11 protein-coding genes are annotated in these 14,644 nt (G+C 71.5%); 2 read left to right on the forward strand and 9 right to left on the reverse strand.

All coding sequences use genetic code 11. The annotated features are described in order from the left end of the window. Positions 1 to 54: 54 nt before the first annotated feature. The 6 genes from ACFWEG_RS08105 to ACFWEG_RS08130 form a co-directional block, all read right to left on the reverse strand. Positions 55 to 1,704 carry a hypothetical protein gene (locus tag ACFWEG_RS08105; RefSeq protein ID WP_387210497.1) on the reverse strand — a complete coding sequence of 550 codons (1,650 nt, stop codon included), beginning with the start codon at positions 1,702 to 1,704 and terminating at the stop codon, positions 55 to 57. A gap of 35 nt (positions 1,705 to 1,739) precedes the next feature. Beyond that, positions 1,740 to 2,648 carry a carbohydrate ABC transporter permease gene (locus ACFWEG_RS08110; RefSeq protein ID WP_387210500.1) on the reverse strand — a complete coding sequence of 303 codons (909 nt, stop codon included), beginning with the start codon at positions 2,646 to 2,648 and terminating at the stop codon, positions 1,740 to 1,742. Next, positions 2,645 to 3,667: an ABC transporter permease gene (locus ACFWEG_RS08115; RefSeq protein ID WP_387210503.1), complete on the reverse strand. Its 1,023-nt coding sequence runs from the start codon at positions 3,665 to 3,667 to the stop codon at positions 2,645 to 2,647. The genes ACFWEG_RS08110 and ACFWEG_RS08115 overlap by 4 nt, the downstream gene beginning before the upstream one ends. Before the next feature lie 126 nt (positions 3,668 to 3,793). Then, the gene (locus tag ACFWEG_RS08120; protein ID WP_387210506.1) at positions 3,794 to 6,010 is read right to left on the reverse strand and encodes an alpha-galactosidase; all 2,217 of its coding nucleotides are present in this window, start codon (positions 6,008 to 6,010) and stop codon (positions 3,794 to 3,796) included. Between the two features lie 210 nt (positions 6,011 to 6,220). Beyond that, complete coding sequence (locus ACFWEG_RS08125) at positions 6,221 to 7,561, reverse strand: right-handed parallel beta-helix repeat-containing protein (protein WP_387210509.1); 1,341 nt, start codon at positions 7,559 to 7,561, stop codon at positions 6,221 to 6,223. Positions 7,562 to 7,730: 169 nt separating this feature from the next. Next, positions 7,731 to 8,891, reverse strand: coding sequence for a glycosyl hydrolase (locus ACFWEG_RS08130; RefSeq protein ID WP_387210511.1), 1,161 nt, complete (start codon positions 8,889 to 8,891; stop codon positions 7,731 to 7,733). Positions 8,892 to 9,134: 243 nt separating this feature from the next. Between ACFWEG_RS08130 and ACFWEG_RS08135 the strand changes: the two genes are divergently transcribed. After that, positions 9,135 to 10,031: a helix-turn-helix domain-containing protein gene (locus ACFWEG_RS08135; RefSeq protein WP_387210514.1), complete on the forward strand. Its 897-nt coding sequence runs from the start codon at positions 9,135 to 9,137 to the stop codon at positions 10,029 to 10,031. A 10-nt stretch (positions 10,032 to 10,041) separates the two neighbouring features. Here the strand turns inward: ACFWEG_RS08135 and ACFWEG_RS08140 are convergent, their stop codons facing one another. Next, a complete protein-coding gene (locus ACFWEG_RS08140; protein ID WP_387210517.1) occupies positions 10,042 to 10,848 on the reverse strand; it encodes an AraC family transcriptional regulator in 807 nt (268 codons plus the stop codon). A 128-nt stretch (positions 10,849 to 10,976) separates the two neighbouring features. On the opposite strand from ACFWEG_RS08140, the gene ACFWEG_RS08145 reads away from it, so the two are divergent. Next, positions 10,977 to 11,753: a phytanoyl-CoA dioxygenase family protein gene (locus ACFWEG_RS08145; RefSeq protein WP_387210520.1), complete on the forward strand. Its 777-nt coding sequence runs from the start codon at positions 10,977 to 10,979 to the stop codon at positions 11,751 to 11,753. A gap of 43 nt (positions 11,754 to 11,796) precedes the next feature. On the opposite strand, the gene ACFWEG_RS08150 is transcribed toward ACFWEG_RS08145, so the two are convergent. Both ACFWEG_RS08150 and ACFWEG_RS08155 read right to left on the reverse strand, forming a co-directional pair. After that, the gene (locus ACFWEG_RS08150; RefSeq protein WP_387210523.1) at positions 11,797 to 13,143 is read right to left on the reverse strand and encodes an ADP-ribosylglycohydrolase family protein; all 1,347 of its coding nucleotides are present in this window, start codon (positions 13,141 to 13,143) and stop codon (positions 11,797 to 11,799) included. Positions 13,144 to 13,237: 94 nt separating this feature from the next. Continuing rightward, positions 13,238 to 14,593 carry a GH1 family beta-glucosidase gene (locus ACFWEG_RS08155; protein WP_387210526.1) on the reverse strand — a complete coding sequence of 452 codons (1,356 nt, stop codon included), beginning with the start codon at positions 14,591 to 14,593 and terminating at the stop codon, positions 13,238 to 13,240. Positions 14,594 to 14,644: the final 51 nt, after the last annotated feature.

The following is a 14,644-nucleotide window of genomic DNA, read 5'->3' on the forward strand; positions in this document are numbered from 1 at the left end:
CGGTGCTCGGTGCGGTGCGGGGCGGCCGGGCGGCCGCCCCGCGGGGTGGGCTCGTCAGGCCGCTTCGATGGCCTTCTGCAGTTCCTCGCGCGCGCGGTCCCCGCCGCTCTGCCGCCACCGCTGCATCGTGTCGTCCCAGGAGGAGACGGGCTTGCGGCCCTGGAGGATCTCGATGCAGGACTCGTCGAGGATCTGCTGGAGCTGGGCGCCCTTGCGGGTCAGCGTGGGCGAGTAGAACCCGAGGCCGGGGTTGTCCACCGCCGTCTCGAAGAAGACCTTCTCGAAGTCGTGCATGCCCCGCACCACGTCCGGGTTGGCCGGGTAGGTGAAGACGTAGGGCGAGTCGGTGATGAACTTGACGCCCACCGACGTCTCCGTCTTCCCCTGGTCGGTGAGGACCGGGGCGCCGTCGGCGTCCCGCTTGTGGTGGAGCCCTTCGAGGCCGTAGCGGCGGAAGAGGTACTCCTCGCTCCCGAAGGGCGCGGCGAGCCAGTTCGCGATGTCCAGCAGCTCTCTGACGCGGTCCTTGCTGCTCTTCCTGACGACGCTGAAGCCGCCCCAGAACGAGGCCTCCTGCATCCACGGCGTGGGGGTGACGCCCTGCTCGAAGGAGAAGGCGGGCCGGCCGGTGATCCGGTAGGAGTCGCCGGCGACGTTCTGCTCGTAGAGGTCGACCCAGCTGTTGTTCGGGTTCTGGGTGAACGCGATCGTGCCGGCGTTGAACCACTGGCTGTTCGGGGCGGTGGCGAGGAAGGAGTCGGGGTGGAACAGGCCGGCCTTGCGGACCTTGGCCAGCGCGTCGAGGGCCTGCTTCGCCTCCTCCAGCTCGTCGACGGCGGTGAGCTTGCCGCCCTCGGACTTCCAGCTGTTCGGCAGGCCCAGCATCTGCAGGGTGTAGCGGTACATGCCGAGCGGGGAGGAGGTCCCGAACCGGTTCTTCCTGGGGTCGGTGTACTCCTTCATGGCGGCGAAGAGCTCGTCGAAGGTTGCGGGTGCGGGGTCGATGCCCCGTTCCTCCAGCAGGTCGTCCCGGCTGAAGAGGGCCATGACGGCGCGCGGGCGGGGTATGGGCAGGCCGTAGAGCCCGCCGTTGACGGCCGTCCCCTTCCAGCACGCCTGGGGGAAGTTGGCGAGGTTGGGATAGTTCTTGATCTCGTCGCCGGCCAGGAACTCGCTGAGGTCCTGGCACTTGGCGTCGAGGAACGGCGCCAGTTCCGGCACCGCCCCGTGGGTGATCTGCATGAAGTCGGGCAGGTCGTCGCCGGCGACGAGGGTGGCGATCTTGGTCTTGTAGTCGCCGGCGCCGACGATGCTCATCCGCAGGTCGGCGTTGAGCCGGCCGTTGAGCTCGCGCCAGTACTTGTTGCGGTCGGGGCCCGGCGGGACCGGTGAGTAGGTCTGGACGAAGCCGGTGACCTTCCCGCCCTTGCCGGGCGCCTTGCGGACCGACCTGTACGTCTCCTCGGGGAAGGTGAGGTACCCGTCGGAGCCGTCCGCGTGGACCCTGGCCAGGTCGGGCTCGACGCCGTTCCTGCTCGGCATGTGGCCGGGCAGCTCGACGCGCTCGCCGATCCCGGCCGCACCGCCGCCCCCGCCTCCGCCGCACGCCGTCAGGAGCGGACCGCCCACCGAGGCGGCGGCGAGCGCGACGGCGGTCCCGCGCAGGACGGTGCGGCGGCTGGGTGCGCTGTGGTTGTCGTTCATGAGCCCCTCGTTTCCGTTCGGTGGGTTCCCGGCCCTCATCCCTTCACCGCGCCCGTCAGCATTCCCTTGGTGAAATGCCGTTGCAGGAAGGGGTAGACCAGGAGGATGGGGAGGATCGAGACGAGCAGGATCGCCATCTGGATGGACTGCTGCGGCGGCAGCGCCTCCATGGAGGCGCTCAGTTGGTCGACGCCGAGTTCGGTGTTGTTGACCACGTACGTCCGCAGGACCAGTTGCAGCGGCCACTTGGAGGCGTCGTTCAGGTACAGCAGCGGAGCGAAGAACGCGTTCCAGTAGGAGACCGCGTAGAACAGCCCGATGACGGCGAGCACCGCCCGCGACAGCGGGAGGATGATCCGTACGAGCACGGTGACGTCGCTCGCGCCGTCGATCCGGGCGCTCTCCAGGAGTTCCTGCGGCAGGTCCATGAAGAAGGCGCGCATGACGATCACGTTGAACGCGTTGATCGCGGTGGGCAGGATGATCGACCAGTAGCTGTCGATCATCCCGAGGTTCTTCACGAGCAGGTAGCTGGGGATGATCCCGGGCGAGAACAGCAGGGTGAACAGCACCGTCATGAGCAGCGGCTTGTGGGCGAAGGACCCGGGCCGGCTCAGGCTGTAGGCGAGCAGCGCCGTGCCCGTCAGGCTGATCAGGGTCCCGGTCAGCGTGACCCCGACGCTGACCGCGAGGGCGCGGGTGACGACTCCCCCGTCGAAGATCGCCACGTAGGCGTCGAGGGTGGGGGCGTCCGGCCACATCACGTAGCCGCCGGCGGCGGTGATCTGCTCGCGTGACGCCAGGCTGGTGGAGACCATTCCGACGAACGGGACGATCACGACGGCGCAGGCCAGGGTGAAGAACACCGTCTTGGCGAGGCCGGCGAGCCCGGACCGGAGGCGGAGCGGGACGGGGTCGCGGGGGCGGACAGAAGGGGAGGTCATGACGTGTAGATCCCTCGCTCTCCGAACAGGTGGGCGATCTTGTTGGCGCCCAGCACCAGGGCGACGCCGACGAGCCCCTTCACCAGTCCGACGGCGGCGCTGACGCCCCACTCGCCGCCGACGATGCCGTTGTTGTAGACGTAGGTGTCGAGCACCTCGCTGACGTCGCGGCCCACGGGTCCCTGTTGGAGGATGATCTGCTCGAAGCCGACGGTGACGGCGTCCCCGAGCCGCAGGATCAGCAGCAGGATGATGATCCCGCGCAGGCCGGGCAGGGTGACGTGCCACATCTGGCGCCACTTGTTCGCCCCGTCGACGCTCGCGGCCTCGTAGAGGGACGGCGGGATCTGGGACAGGGCGGCCAGGAAGAGGATCGTGGCCCAGCCGGTGTCTTTCCACATCACCTGGCTGGTGAGCAGCGCCTTGAACCACTCGACGTTGCCGATGACGCTGATCGAGCCCGCGCCGGCCTCGCGCAGCGCGCTGTTGAGCACGCCGACGTCGCCGAGGAACTGCTGGAAGATCGCCACGACGATGACCCAGGACAGGAAGTGCGGCATGTAGAGCACACTCTGCACGAGCCGCTTGATCCGCTCCGAGGACAGCGTGTTGAGCGCGATCGCCAGCACGATGGGGGCCGGGAAGACGAGGACGACCTGCAGGAAGAGCAGGATCAGCGTGTTCTGCAGCGCGTTGAGGAACTGCGGGTCGCCGTTGAAGATGACCTCGAAGTTGCGGAGCCCCACCCACTCGCTGTTCCTGATGCCGATGAACGGCTGGTAGTCCTGGAACGCGATGACGTTCCCCAGGAGCGGGACGTACTGGAAGAGCAGCAGGACGGCGGTTCCGGGCAGGGCGCACAGGAGCAGCAGCCGGTCCCGGCGCAGCCGGCGCCATCGGGACTCCCCCGGCCGGTTCCGGGCGGTGTCCCCCCGGGCGTTCTTCGCGGTGTTCTTCACAGGCGTGGGCGGGGCCTGGTGCGAGGCGAGGCTCCGCGGCCGTTCCAGTCGATCGAGCATCGAGGTCACCTGACGTCGTGGGATTCTGGGCTTGCGCACGGCTTGACCGGCGGGCGGTGCGGCGGGCCCGGGGGGGCGGCGGGCCGGGGGCCGGCCGGGAGCGTTCGTCCACTCGTGCCGCGCGGTTCAGACGGCTTCCGCCAGCAGCAGCACGATCTGCAGGGGGCACAACTGCGGCAGGGTGGCCCCGACGCGGCCGAGCACGGCCCCCGACACCACGGCGCCCTCCTCCGGCAGCCTCGGGACGCGGTCGGCCCGGGAGACGGCCACCTCCGTCGGAGGATGGATCGAGCGCACGCGGTACCGCCGCTCGGGCAGCAGCCCGGGGATCGTCATCCGCACGGGTGCGGTGTTGAGCCCGTCGTCGAACTGCACGCAGGCCATGAGGGCGGCGGTGGCGTCCGGGGCGACGACCCCGTGCATCCACGGATGCCCCTCCGGAGTGTCCAGCCGCACCACCTTCCCGGAGTGCAGGAGCGTGCGGTGCCTCTTGTAGAGCTCCACCCAGCCCCTGAGCGCGGCCCGCTCCAGCGGGTCGGTCTCCCGGACGTCCCACTCGATGCCGAAGTGCCCGAAGAAGGCCGTGGCGGCCCGGAACGCGAGGGGCATGTAGCGGCCGGAGTACATCGAGAAGGGCGCGGCGACGTGCGCGCCCATGTACTCCGGCGGGAGGAGCTGGCCGGTCCAGCGCTGGATCGGCTGCCGCGCCACGGCGTCGGTCATGTCGGAGGTCCAGACCCGTTCGACGCGCTGGAGCACCTCCAGGTCGATGCGGGCGCCTCCGCTCGAGCAGGACTCCCACTCCACCTGCGGATGGCGGCGACGGAGCTCGTCGAGCAGGGCGTAGTAGCCGAGGGTCTGCGCGTGGACGGCCGGCCGGCCCGCGACCCGCCCCGAACCGGCGTCCAGCAGCGCCCGGTTGTGGTCCCACTTCACGTACGCGATGTCGTGCTCGGTGAGCAGGGCGTCGATGTGCTCGAGCAGGTAGGCGACGACCTCGGGCCGGGAGAGGTCCAGGACGAGCTGGTTGCGTTCGAGCAGCGGCACCCGGTCTCCCGTGGACAGGGTCCACTCGGGGTGCAGGCGGTAGAGGTCCGAGTCGGGGTTGACCATCTCCGGCTCGATCCAGATCCCGAACTGCATGCCGAGGTCGCGGACGCGGGTGACGAGGGGCTTCAGTCCGTCCGGGAACACGGTCCCGTCGACCCACCAGTCGCCCAGCCCCGCGTCGTCCCCCCGTCGGCCGTGGAACCACCCGTCGTCCAGGACGTACCGTTCGGCTCCCACCTCGGCGGCGAGTTCGGCGAGCTCGACCAGTTCCGCGGAGTCGTGGCGGAAGAGCACGGCCTCCCACACGTTGAAGTTCACCGGCCGGGGCGAGGCGGGACGGGTGGCGACCGACCGCAGGAAGCCGTGGAACTGCCCGGCCAGCCCGTCGAGTCCGGCGTCGGAGGAGGCGAAGTACACCCACGGGGTCTCGTACGTCTCGCCCTGGCCGAGGACGGCCTCGCCGGGCAGCAGCAGTTCCCCGCCGCCGATCGTGAGGCCGCCGTCCTTCCGCTCGGTGCGGTAGACCTGGTTGCCGCTCCACGCCACGTGCACGGCCCACACCTCGCCGTCCGCGAACCCGAAGCCGCTGGTGCCGACGACGCTCAGCGTCGCGGAGTCGGCGCCCGGCTTGCCTCTGCGGCTCTCGCGCAGCCACAGCCCGTCGACGACCGGCCGGCGCTGGGGGGTGCGTTCGTGCAGGATCCTGCCGGTGAAGTCGAGGCCCTCGCAGGCCGAGGTCGGCACGGGGACGACGACGTCGAGATGGTCCACGACGTAGGGCGAGCGTCCGGTGTTGGCGAGCGCGTGGCGCACCCGCAGCGGGCCGCCCCGAAGTGACTCCACGGTCGTGGTCAGGGACAACTGGGCGACGGGGTCGTGCGCCTCCATGGTGAGGACGTCGCCGTCGACCCGGGCGCCGGTCAGGGTGAACGCCGGCGCCCAGTCCCGGCCGGCGGCGGGCTCGCCGACGGTGCCGGCCAGGCGGTGGCCGCTCAGTCCGGGGCGCCCGAACCAGCCCCGCCAGTGCTCCGGCAGGAGGGGCACGGCCGACTCGGCGCCGGCGGCGCGCTCGGCCTCCTCGGCGCTCCAGGCGGCGCCCTCGGCGCTTCCCGCGCCCGCCGCCGTCCCGCACCAGACGACCGAGGGCAGCTCGGTGGACGTCTGGTGGAGGAGCAGCCGGGTACGCCGGTCGGGGGCCGCCTGCGGGTCCGGGAACAGCACGGGGAAGCGCATCGGCTGCGCCGGAGCGGGCGAAGGGGGACGGAGGGAGACCACGACGCGGACCTCTTTCATCGGTGCGCAGGGTGCGCGGTGCGCACATCGCTCTGGTGGATCGGGGTGCTGGGGGATCGCTCTGTGGTGCGTTCGGCGGCGCGGTGCGGGCTGGTGCACGTCCCGGCGGGCGGGGGCGGCGGCCCGCCGGGACGTGGTCGGTCGCACCGCCGCGGTCCGCTCGGCGCGTTCGGAGGGGGTGCGGGCTCCTGCGCGCCGAGGTGACCGGAGTCAGTGTCGGCCGCGGAGTTCGAAGGCGCCGCGGTCGTAGGCCGGCCCCTGGGGGCGCCGCTTGCCGGTGAAGTCCCGCCCGACCTCGTCGAACCGCGTGCCCGAGTCACCCGCCGGGGAGCCCCGCTCGATCCGGAAGTCGGCCGTCTCGGGGTCCGTGCCCGGGTTCCTGAGGAGCGGGTCGGCGATCAGGTCGTGGGGGCCCGCGGTCCGGGGCTTCAGACCGCCCCAGTAGACGTTGTAGTCGTAGACCACGTTCACGTTGTCGTGCGCGAAGTTGGTCTCCTTGCCCGGCCTGGCGACGGAGATGTTGTTCAGGACCCGGACGTCCTTGCTGCCCCAGGCGCCCACGTTCGGATAACTGAGGGCGGGACTGCGGGAGTTGAGGTAGGTCGTGTTGTTCACGATGTCGACGTCCGCGCTCTTGTAGGCGTGGATCCCCGAACCGCCGTTGTCGAAGCTGATGTTGTTCGCGATCAGCGACCGCCCCGTGTAGACGCCGCCGCTGGTGTCCGGGTGGATCGTGGTGTCGATGATGATGCCGTTGCCGTCGGAGATGCAGCCGCACACGACCCACTTCACCTTGGACTCGTTGTCGTGGACGACGTTGCGCTGGATGGAGACCTTGATCTCGCGGGATTCGTCGACCGCCTCGGGCGCCAGGACGGAGATGCCGCTGTTGGCGTACACGGCGTAGTTCGCGTTGGAGTGGACCAGGTTGTCCTCGATGGTGATGTAGTCACCACCGGTCGTGGCGATGCCGCCACCGGGGCAGTCGTGCGCGTGGATGTTCCGGAACGTCACGTGCGACCAGGGGAGCTTGTCCGCGCCCTCGCGGGCGACGACGCAGTTCTGGTTGTAGGCCGGCTTCCTCGGATCGGCCTTGGCGGTGGCGTCCTCCAGCGTCAGGTTCCGCGCGTTGCCCTCGATCTCGAGGTCGTCGATGACGATGTGCGAGGCGCCGATGAGCACGATGCCGTTCCAGCCCGTCACGGGCGCGATCTTCGGCCGGTGGTTCCGGTAGTTGGTGTAGGTGATGGGAGCACCGGCCGTGCCGGAGTTCCGGACCATGACCACGCCCTCGTTGGACGTGTCCCGGTACGTGCCGTTCATGATCTGCACGGTGTCGCCGGGCCGGGTCAGGTCGGCCGCGTGCTGGATGGTGCGGAAGGGGGACCGCGGGGAGCGCCCGTCGTTGGCGTCCGAGCCCGAGGCGCTGACGTAGTAGGTGCCGCGGCCGTCTCGTCGCTCGCCCGATGCGGCGCCGGCCGGTACGGCGCCGGCGCTCAGCACGCACACCACGACGGCGGCTGCGGTGGCGGTTCTCGTGGGGTACCTCATCGTGCGCCTCCAAGGGAGATCGGTCGGCGGCAGTTCGTCTGCCGCCGTTACGCGTTCACGCCTCATGCGGTGGTACGTCCTCTTTCCCGGGCCGTGCCCGAGCACCACGCGGCGCCCCGGGAGCGGCGTGGGGAACGCGGGGAGGGGTGACGGTGCGGTGGGGCGACCGTCAGTCGGTGATCAGTTCACGGATGCCGCGCGCGGCCAGGCGCGGGGCGTCGTCGACGTGTTCGGACAGGACCAGCGCCGGCCTGACCCCCTCGTCGACGAGGGAGAAGAAGCGGTCGGCGGCCTCCAGCCCCTTGCCCCGCCCCGCGGGGAGGACCAGTCCGACGTGGCGGTCGACGGGTCGTACGGGATCGGTCCGCAGCTCCTCGACCAGCCGGGCGAGGCGGGCGCCGGTCGGCTTGACCTCGTTGTCCACGGTCAGGAGTCCGAGGTCGTACTCGTACTCCACGAAGGCCGAGTACCGGCGGTCGACGTCGTGGCTGCCCCACCAGGTGCAGCCCCAGACGCCCCGGGACGTCAGGGTGTTGCGGACGAAGGTCTCGGCCCAGTCGGGAATCGTCTCCGCCGGGCGTTCCACCGGCGAGGCCCCGAACTCCTGGAGCCACTTCGGCCGCCCGGGGCGCTCGGCGTACGCCTCGGCGAGTTCGGCCATGTACTCGCCGAGGTGCAGGACTCCGGTGCCGTCCCGGCCGTAGCGCTCGATGGCCCCCGTCCAGTGCGGATAGCAGTGCAGGACGCTGGCACCGCCGTGTGCGGCGGCGCCAGCCGGGGAGAACGTGCGGCCCTCGAACCAGGGCTGGTGGTCGACTCCGTTGACGTGGAGGCGGCCCGGCGCGATCGCCTCGCAGTGGTCCAGCAGGCGCGCGGCCCACCGGTCCCCGGCGGCAGGAGCCACCCGGCCGTTGGGGACCGACAGCTCGTTGCCGAGGTCGAGGCCGAGGAAGCGGGGGTGCCCGCCCACGTAATCGGCCACCGCGTCGAACAGCAGGAGTTCGGCGCGGACGACGTCCTCGTCCGTGATCATGCAGCGGTCTCCCAGCCAGGCCGGAAGGAAGGTGAACCCGCTGAGCCAGCCGTCGAGCACGGACACCGAGACGTCCAGACGCACGTCGGGGTGGTCGGCCAGGTCCATGAGTTCGACCAGCCGGCGGAGGGCCGTGCGGTTCACGACGGCCGGATCGGGCTGGAACACGGGCCACAGCAGCTGGACGCGGACGTGGTCCATGCCCAGGCCCGACACGGCGCGCAGGTCGTCGAGGACCGACGCCGGGTCCCACTCGAGCCACGAAAACCACCAGTTGCCGCTCGGCACGTAGTTCACGCCGAGCCTGGGTGTTCCGCCGCAGGCTGCCGCCATCGTTCCTCCCCTTCCGCTCGTCCGCTCCTGCGGCCCGTCCCGGAGCCGCGCCGGCCACCTCCTCGGCCACCTCGACGGGGGGAGCGGACTCCGCTCCCGCGCGTCGACGTGGCTTAATGCGGGTGGAACACTGCTGACACACTCACTAAACCGCGCCCGGCCTGCAGGTTCCTCCTGTCGGCTCCTTCGACCTTCCTGGATCCTCAGATGCTGGAATCCCTCACTCCCCGGACCGATCCCTCGATGCTCGCCTGCTGGCACGGCACTCCCGGCCTGATGGAACGGGCCCACCGGCACGACGACATCGAGGTCAACCTCGCCATGGACAGCGAACTGGTCTACATCGTGGGCGGCCGCCGGCTCACCTTCGCCCCCGGGGAACTGGTGGCGTTCTGGGCCGGGATACCGCACAAGCTGATCCACGTCACTCCCGGGACCCGCATGGGGTGGCTGTACATCCCGCTGACCACGTTCCTCGGCTGGCGGATGCCGGCGGCCGGCGTGACGGCCCTGCTGCACGGCCAGTCCGTACGGACCGGCGGCGCCGGCCGCCAGAAGGGCGATGCCGACCTGCTGCGCCGGTGGCAGGCCGACCTGACCACGGACGACGCCGAACTGCACCGCATCGCCCTGTTGGAGATGGAGGCGCGGATGCGCAGGCTCGTCCACCAGTCCTTCCCCGGCGCGCCGGAGACGGACGGGCCCGGGGGGCACCGGTCGGTCGAGCACACCGCCCGCCTGGCGCAGTTCATCACCGCGCACTTCCGCGAACCCCTCACCGCCGAGCGCATCGCGGCCAGCGTCCCGCTGCACCCCCACTACGCCATGTCGCTGTTCAAGGAGGTGCTGGGCGTGACCCTGAACGGCTACGTCAACCAGTGCCGGGTGGCGGAGGCCCAACGGCTGCTGATCACGACGGACCGCCCCGTCGCCGAGATATCCACCGCCGTCGGCTTCGGCTCGCAGAGCAGCTTCTACGCGCACTTCACGGAGGCCTGCGACGCCTCGCCGGGCAGCTACCGCAAGGCGCACCACGGCAGCACGCCGTTCGCGAGCGTGGCGGGGGACGATCCGCTCAGCGTGATCGACCAGGCGGCCCTCTGACCGTCGCCGCTCATCTGCTGCGGCGGCGGTAGGCGGTGGGCGGTTCCCCGAAGTGCGCGCGGAAGCGGCGGGAGAAGTGGAACTCGTCGTGGAAGCCGTAGAGGCGCGCGATCTGCCGGACCGTCATCGTGGTCATCCGCAGCAGCCCCGCGGCGTCCCGGAGCCGGCGCTCGTTCCGGTAGGCCAGCGGAGCCAGCCCCACCGCGGCCGCGAACCGCCGCCGGAAGGTGTCGTACGGCAGCCCGACCGCCGCCGCGACCTCCCGCAGGTCGACGGGACCCTGCAGGTCCGCGGTCAGCAGGGCGCACGCCTCCGCGACGGGGTCGTGCGGGGCGGTGGCGCCGGCCGCCGTGATGTCGACCAGCAGGGCGGCCAGCGCCAGGAGTTGGCGTTCCGCGTCGGCGGCGGTGGGCCGGTCGGCGGCGATCACGGCCGCGAGCGCGGACGCCGAGAGCGGGGTCCGCGGGCGGTGGGGGCCGCTCCCGGCCAGGACGCCGGTCGCGGCGAGCGTGTCGGTCAGCGGGCCGGTGACGACGGTGAAGAGCTCCGTCCAGCGGCCCCCCGGAGGCGTTCCGTACCGGTGGGGCACGCCCGGGGCGACCACCGTGACCATGCCGGGCAGGATCGCCCGCTCGTGTCCGCCGCCCTGGCGGTAGGTGCCGCTGCCGGCGACGACATGGGAGACGACCCAGCCCGGCAGCACCCTGAGCTCGTCGGACGGCGCGGGCTCGGCGTCGACGACCTCGCCGGCGAGCAGGATCCGGCCGAGCCGGGTCCGCCGTCCGTCGACCTGGAAGATCCGCAGTCCCGAGTTCATCGCTCAGAACGTACATGCATCGGCCAGGACATCCATTCCCGCGTTCCGGCGCGCGCCCTAGCGTTGCGGGCACCGGACAACGGCACCACATCACCCGGCGCACCCGTCAGCACAGGGAGAGGCCACCCATGACGTCAGTCGAGCAGACCCGTACCACCCTGGTCACCAAAGAGATGGCCGACCAGTACCATCGCGAGGGCTACTTCGTCATCGAGTCGGCGCTGCGGCCCGAGGAACTCGAGCTGCTGCGCGGCGGCGCCGACCACTCCGTCGCCAAGGCCGACGCGGCGATGGACGCGGCCGGCACCGACCGCCAGGGCATCAACGCCCGCGGCAAGCGCTACTTCAGCAACATGATCTACGAGGACCTGCCGGAGCTGCGCGCGTTCCTCTTCGGCGAGACCATGGCGGACGTCTGCCGTGCCGTCCTCGGCCCCGACGCCTACCTGTTCTGGGAGCAGTACGTCATCAAGGCCGCCGACCAGGACACGGCCTTCGCGTGGCACCAGGACTCCGGTTACGTGCACGAGGACCACGAGCCGTACCTGACGGTCTGGATCGCGCTCGACGACGTCACCGAGGAGAACGGCGCGGTCTACCTGCTCCCCTACTCCCGCTCCGGCATCCGCTCCTATGTCAAGCACGTCAAGGACGAGCGGACCAACGACATGGTCTGCTACTTCGGCTCCGACCCCGGGGTGCCCGTCGTCGCGCCTGCCGGGTCCGTCGTGGTGTTCTCGAGCGTGATGATCCACCGCAGCGGGCCCAACCTGACCGACCGCTACCGCCGCGTGTACCTGGCGCAGTACTCCGCCGACGTGATCAGGAAGAAGGAGAGGGACGGCGGCGAGCCGGTCGGCTCGTTCGAGCGGTTCCTCGACGACGGCGAGATCGTCGGATCCTGACCGGTGTGACGGGCGGCGCTCGCGAGCCCGCGGGCGCCGCCGGTCACGGGAGGGCGGGGGCCGGCGACCCGTCGGGGCCCAGGACGCGCGCGGGGAGCGCCGCCACCCGGTCGGCCGCGGCGGACAGCGAGTTCTCGTACCACCCGGCCAGCCGCGTGTGCAGCACGTCGCCGAACGGCGCGGTCCACCGTTCCTCCAGGTGGCCGGGGCCGAAGTACACGCCCAGGAGCGAGCCGGCCGTCGCCCCGTAGCTGTCGGTGTCGTTGCCCTGGCTGACCTGCTTGCAGATGCCGTCGCCGACGTCCGTCGCGAAGCGCAGCGTGTTGATCAGGGTGCCGCTCTCCTGGAAGACCCGGCAGTGGCCGTACTGCGCGTACCGGCCGTGGATCGCCCGGTAGCCCTCCAGCCAGTCGCCCGCCTCCGCCACCAGCGCGAGCGAGTCCGAGACGATGGCGAAGAAGCGGCTGCGCTGGGGCACGTAGTGCAGCGCGGTGGCGAAGACGTCCAGCGGGTCCTTCGCCGTGAAGGCCGCGGAGATGGCGGCGGCCGCGAACATCGCCCCGTAGACGCCGTTGCCGCGGTGGGTCAACGACGCGTCGCGCCATGCGAGTTCGGCCGCGATGTCGGGGCGTCCCGGGCAGGCGTAGCCGTAGGCGTCCGCCCGGATCATCGCGCCGCACAGCTCGTCGCCGGGGTTGAGCCGGGCCGGCAGATCCTCCAGCTCCTCGGCCGTCATCACGGGGTAGTCGTCCAGGCCCATCGCGAGGCCCTGCCGGGTGAGGAAGGCCCGCTCCGGTCCCCAGGTCTGGCCGAGGGCGACGTTGTCGAGCCACATCCGGCGCAGGTGGACCTTGGTGAAGCCGGCCCCGTACCGCTCCAGGGTCATCAGTCCCAGCAGCGTGTAGTTGATGTCGTCGTCGGGGACGACCCGGGTGATGTTCCCCCGCGTCGTGCCCGGCCAGTCCGGATGGAAGGCGCGGAAGCCGCCCTCCGTGCGCAGCCCGGCGGGGATGTAGTCGCGCAACGGCCACTCCCCCAGCCGTTCCAGCGCCGACCGCAGCTCGTCGAGGGTCGGCATGACCTCGACCGGCTTGCCCAGGACGCAGCCCGCCACCGACCCCAGGAACCCCGCCCGCGCCCGCTCCCCCGCCGCCGCCAGGAACCCCGGCGCCGGGCTGTCCGCGGCCGGGCTGTCGCGGGCGGACGGGGCCTGCTCGGCGCGGATCCCCGCCAGGTCGCTGGGTTCGGTGTACGGCCAGTCCGCGCGCACCGGTGACGCGTCGATCTCGGCCGCCAGGTCGGACAGGGCCTGGTAGTCGTCCGGCAGCTCCTCCAGGCGGCCCGCCATGCCGGTGACGTCGCGACCCTGCTCCTCCTTGTCCCGGAGCATGGCGCGCAGTTGCCGACGGAGTACGGGATACGGCGCGAACACGGTCTCTCTCCCTACGGGCGGGGTGGCGGCGGGTGCGGTGGCGCGGGCCCGGTCAGGTCCGGGCGGCCGCCGTGCGGTGCGCTGCGATCAGCTCGGCGAAGCGCCTCCCGCTGGACTTGAGCGTGCGCCGCTGGGTCGCGTAGTCGACGTGGACGAGCCCGAAGCGCCTGCCGTAGCCGAAGTTCCACTCGAAGTTGTCCATCAGCGACCAGGCGTAGTAGCCGTCCAGCGGCACGCCCCGGCGCACGGCGTCCGCGCAAACCTCCAGGTGGCGCTCCAGGAAGTCGATCCGCTCGGGGTCGTGCACGGTTCCGTCGGCCCCGGCGGTGTCGTGCTGGGCGGACCCGTTCTCGGTGATCACGATCGAGGCCGGGGCGTAGTCCTCGTGCAGCCGCACGAGAGTGCGTTCCAGGCCCTCGGGGTGGACCTCCCAGCCCATCGCCGTCGTCGGGGCCCCGGGGACGGGAAGGATGTCGAAGGAGGGCGCCGGCCGGCCGGGGGCGTCGGCGACGACCTGCCGGAAGTAGTAGTTGACGCCGATGTGGTCGAGCGGAGTGGCGATCGTCTCGGCGTCACCGGGTCGTTCGGGCAGCTCGACGCCGTACACCTCGCGCATGTCCGCGGGGAAGCCGCGGCCGTGCACCGGGTCGAGCCACCAGCGGTTGTGGTGCCCGTCGGCCCGCCGGGCGGCCTCGCGGTCGGCCTCGGAGTCCGTGGCGGGCTCGCAGGGGCTCAGGTTGACGGCGATGCCGACGTCCGGCGTGAGCGCGGCATGCGCCCGCAGGGCCTGCGCGGCGAGCCCGTGGCCGAGCAGGAGGTGGTAGGACGCCCGCACGGCCGCGTCCAGGTCCCGCAGCGCCGGGGCGTGCAGGCCCTCCAGGTGACCGAGCCAGGCCGAGCAGTACGGCTCGTTGAGCGTCGCCCAGTTCCGCACCCGGTCGCCCAGGGTTTCGGCCACCACCGCCGCGTACGCGCCGAACCGCTCCGCCGTCGCGCGCTCCGGCCAGCCGCCGCGGTCCTGCAGCGCCTGCGGCAGGTCCCAGTGGTAGAGCGTCGCGTACGGGCGGATGCCCGCCTCCAGCAGGCCGTCCACGAGGCGGTCGTAGAACGCCAGACCGGCCCGGTTGACCACGCCGTCGCCGTTCGGGACGACCCGCGGCCACGCCAGCGAGAAGCGGTAGTCGCTCACCCCCAGCTCCCGCATCACCCCGACGTCCTCGGCCCAGCGGTGGTAGTGGTCGCAGGCCGTGTCGCCGTTCTCCCCCCGCTCCACCGCGCCGGGGACCTCGCACAGCGTGTCCCAGACGGACCGGCCCCGTCCGTCGGCGGTGGTCGCGCCCTCGATCTGGTAGGCCGAGGTCGCCACCCCCCAGCGGAACGCGGAGGGAAGGTCGTGGAGGAACTGCATCGGGCGACTCCTGTCTCGGTGCGCGGAAGGTGCGGGCCGTGGTTCACACCG

The sequence above is a fragment of the Streptomyces sp. NPDC060194 genome (genome assembly GCF_042728285.1).
Taxonomy (GTDB): Bacteria; Actinomycetota; Actinomycetes; order Streptomycetales; family Streptomycetaceae; genus Streptomyces.

What these genes read in the sequence shown, in the direction of transcription:
- ACFWEG_RS08135 (WP_387210514.1), top strand. Translation starts at nt 9,135, where the DNA reads ATGCTGGAATCCCTCACTCCCCGGACCGATCCCTCGATGCTCGCCTGC.
- ACFWEG_RS08145 (WP_387210520.1), top strand. Translation starts at nt 10,977, where the DNA reads ATGACGTCAGTCGAGCAGACCCGTACCACCCTGGTCACCAAAGAGATG.
- ACFWEG_RS08125 (WP_387210509.1), bottom strand. Translation starts at nt 7,561, where the DNA reads ATGAGGTACCCCACGAGAACCGCCACCGCAGCCGCCGTCGTGGTGTGC.
- ACFWEG_RS08140 (WP_387210517.1), bottom strand. Translation starts at nt 10,848, where the DNA reads ATGAACTCGGGACTGCGGATCTTCCAGGTCGACGGACGGCGGACCCGG.
- ACFWEG_RS08155 (WP_387210526.1), bottom strand. Translation starts at nt 14,593, where the DNA reads ATGCAGTTCCTCCACGACCTTCCCTCCGCGTTCCGCTGGGGGGTGGCG.
- ACFWEG_RS08105 (WP_387210497.1), bottom strand. Translation starts at nt 1,704, where the DNA reads ATGAACGACAACCACAGCGCACCCAGCCGCCGCACCGTCCTGCGCGGG.
- ACFWEG_RS08120 (WP_387210506.1), bottom strand. Translation starts at nt 6,010, where the DNA reads ATGAAAGAGGTCCGCGTCGTGGTCTCCCTCCGTCCCCCTTCGCCCGCT.
- ACFWEG_RS08150 (WP_387210523.1), bottom strand. Translation starts at nt 13,143, where the DNA reads ATGCTCCGGGACAAGGAGGAGCAGGGTCGCGACGTCACCGGCATGGCG.
- ACFWEG_RS08115 (WP_387210503.1), bottom strand. Translation starts at nt 3,667, where the DNA reads ATGCTCGATCGACTGGAACGGCCGCGGAGCCTCGCCTCGCACCAGGCC.
- ACFWEG_RS08110 (WP_387210500.1), bottom strand. Translation starts at nt 2,648, where the DNA reads ATGACCTCCCCTTCTGTCCGCCCCCGCGACCCCGTCCCGCTCCGCCTC.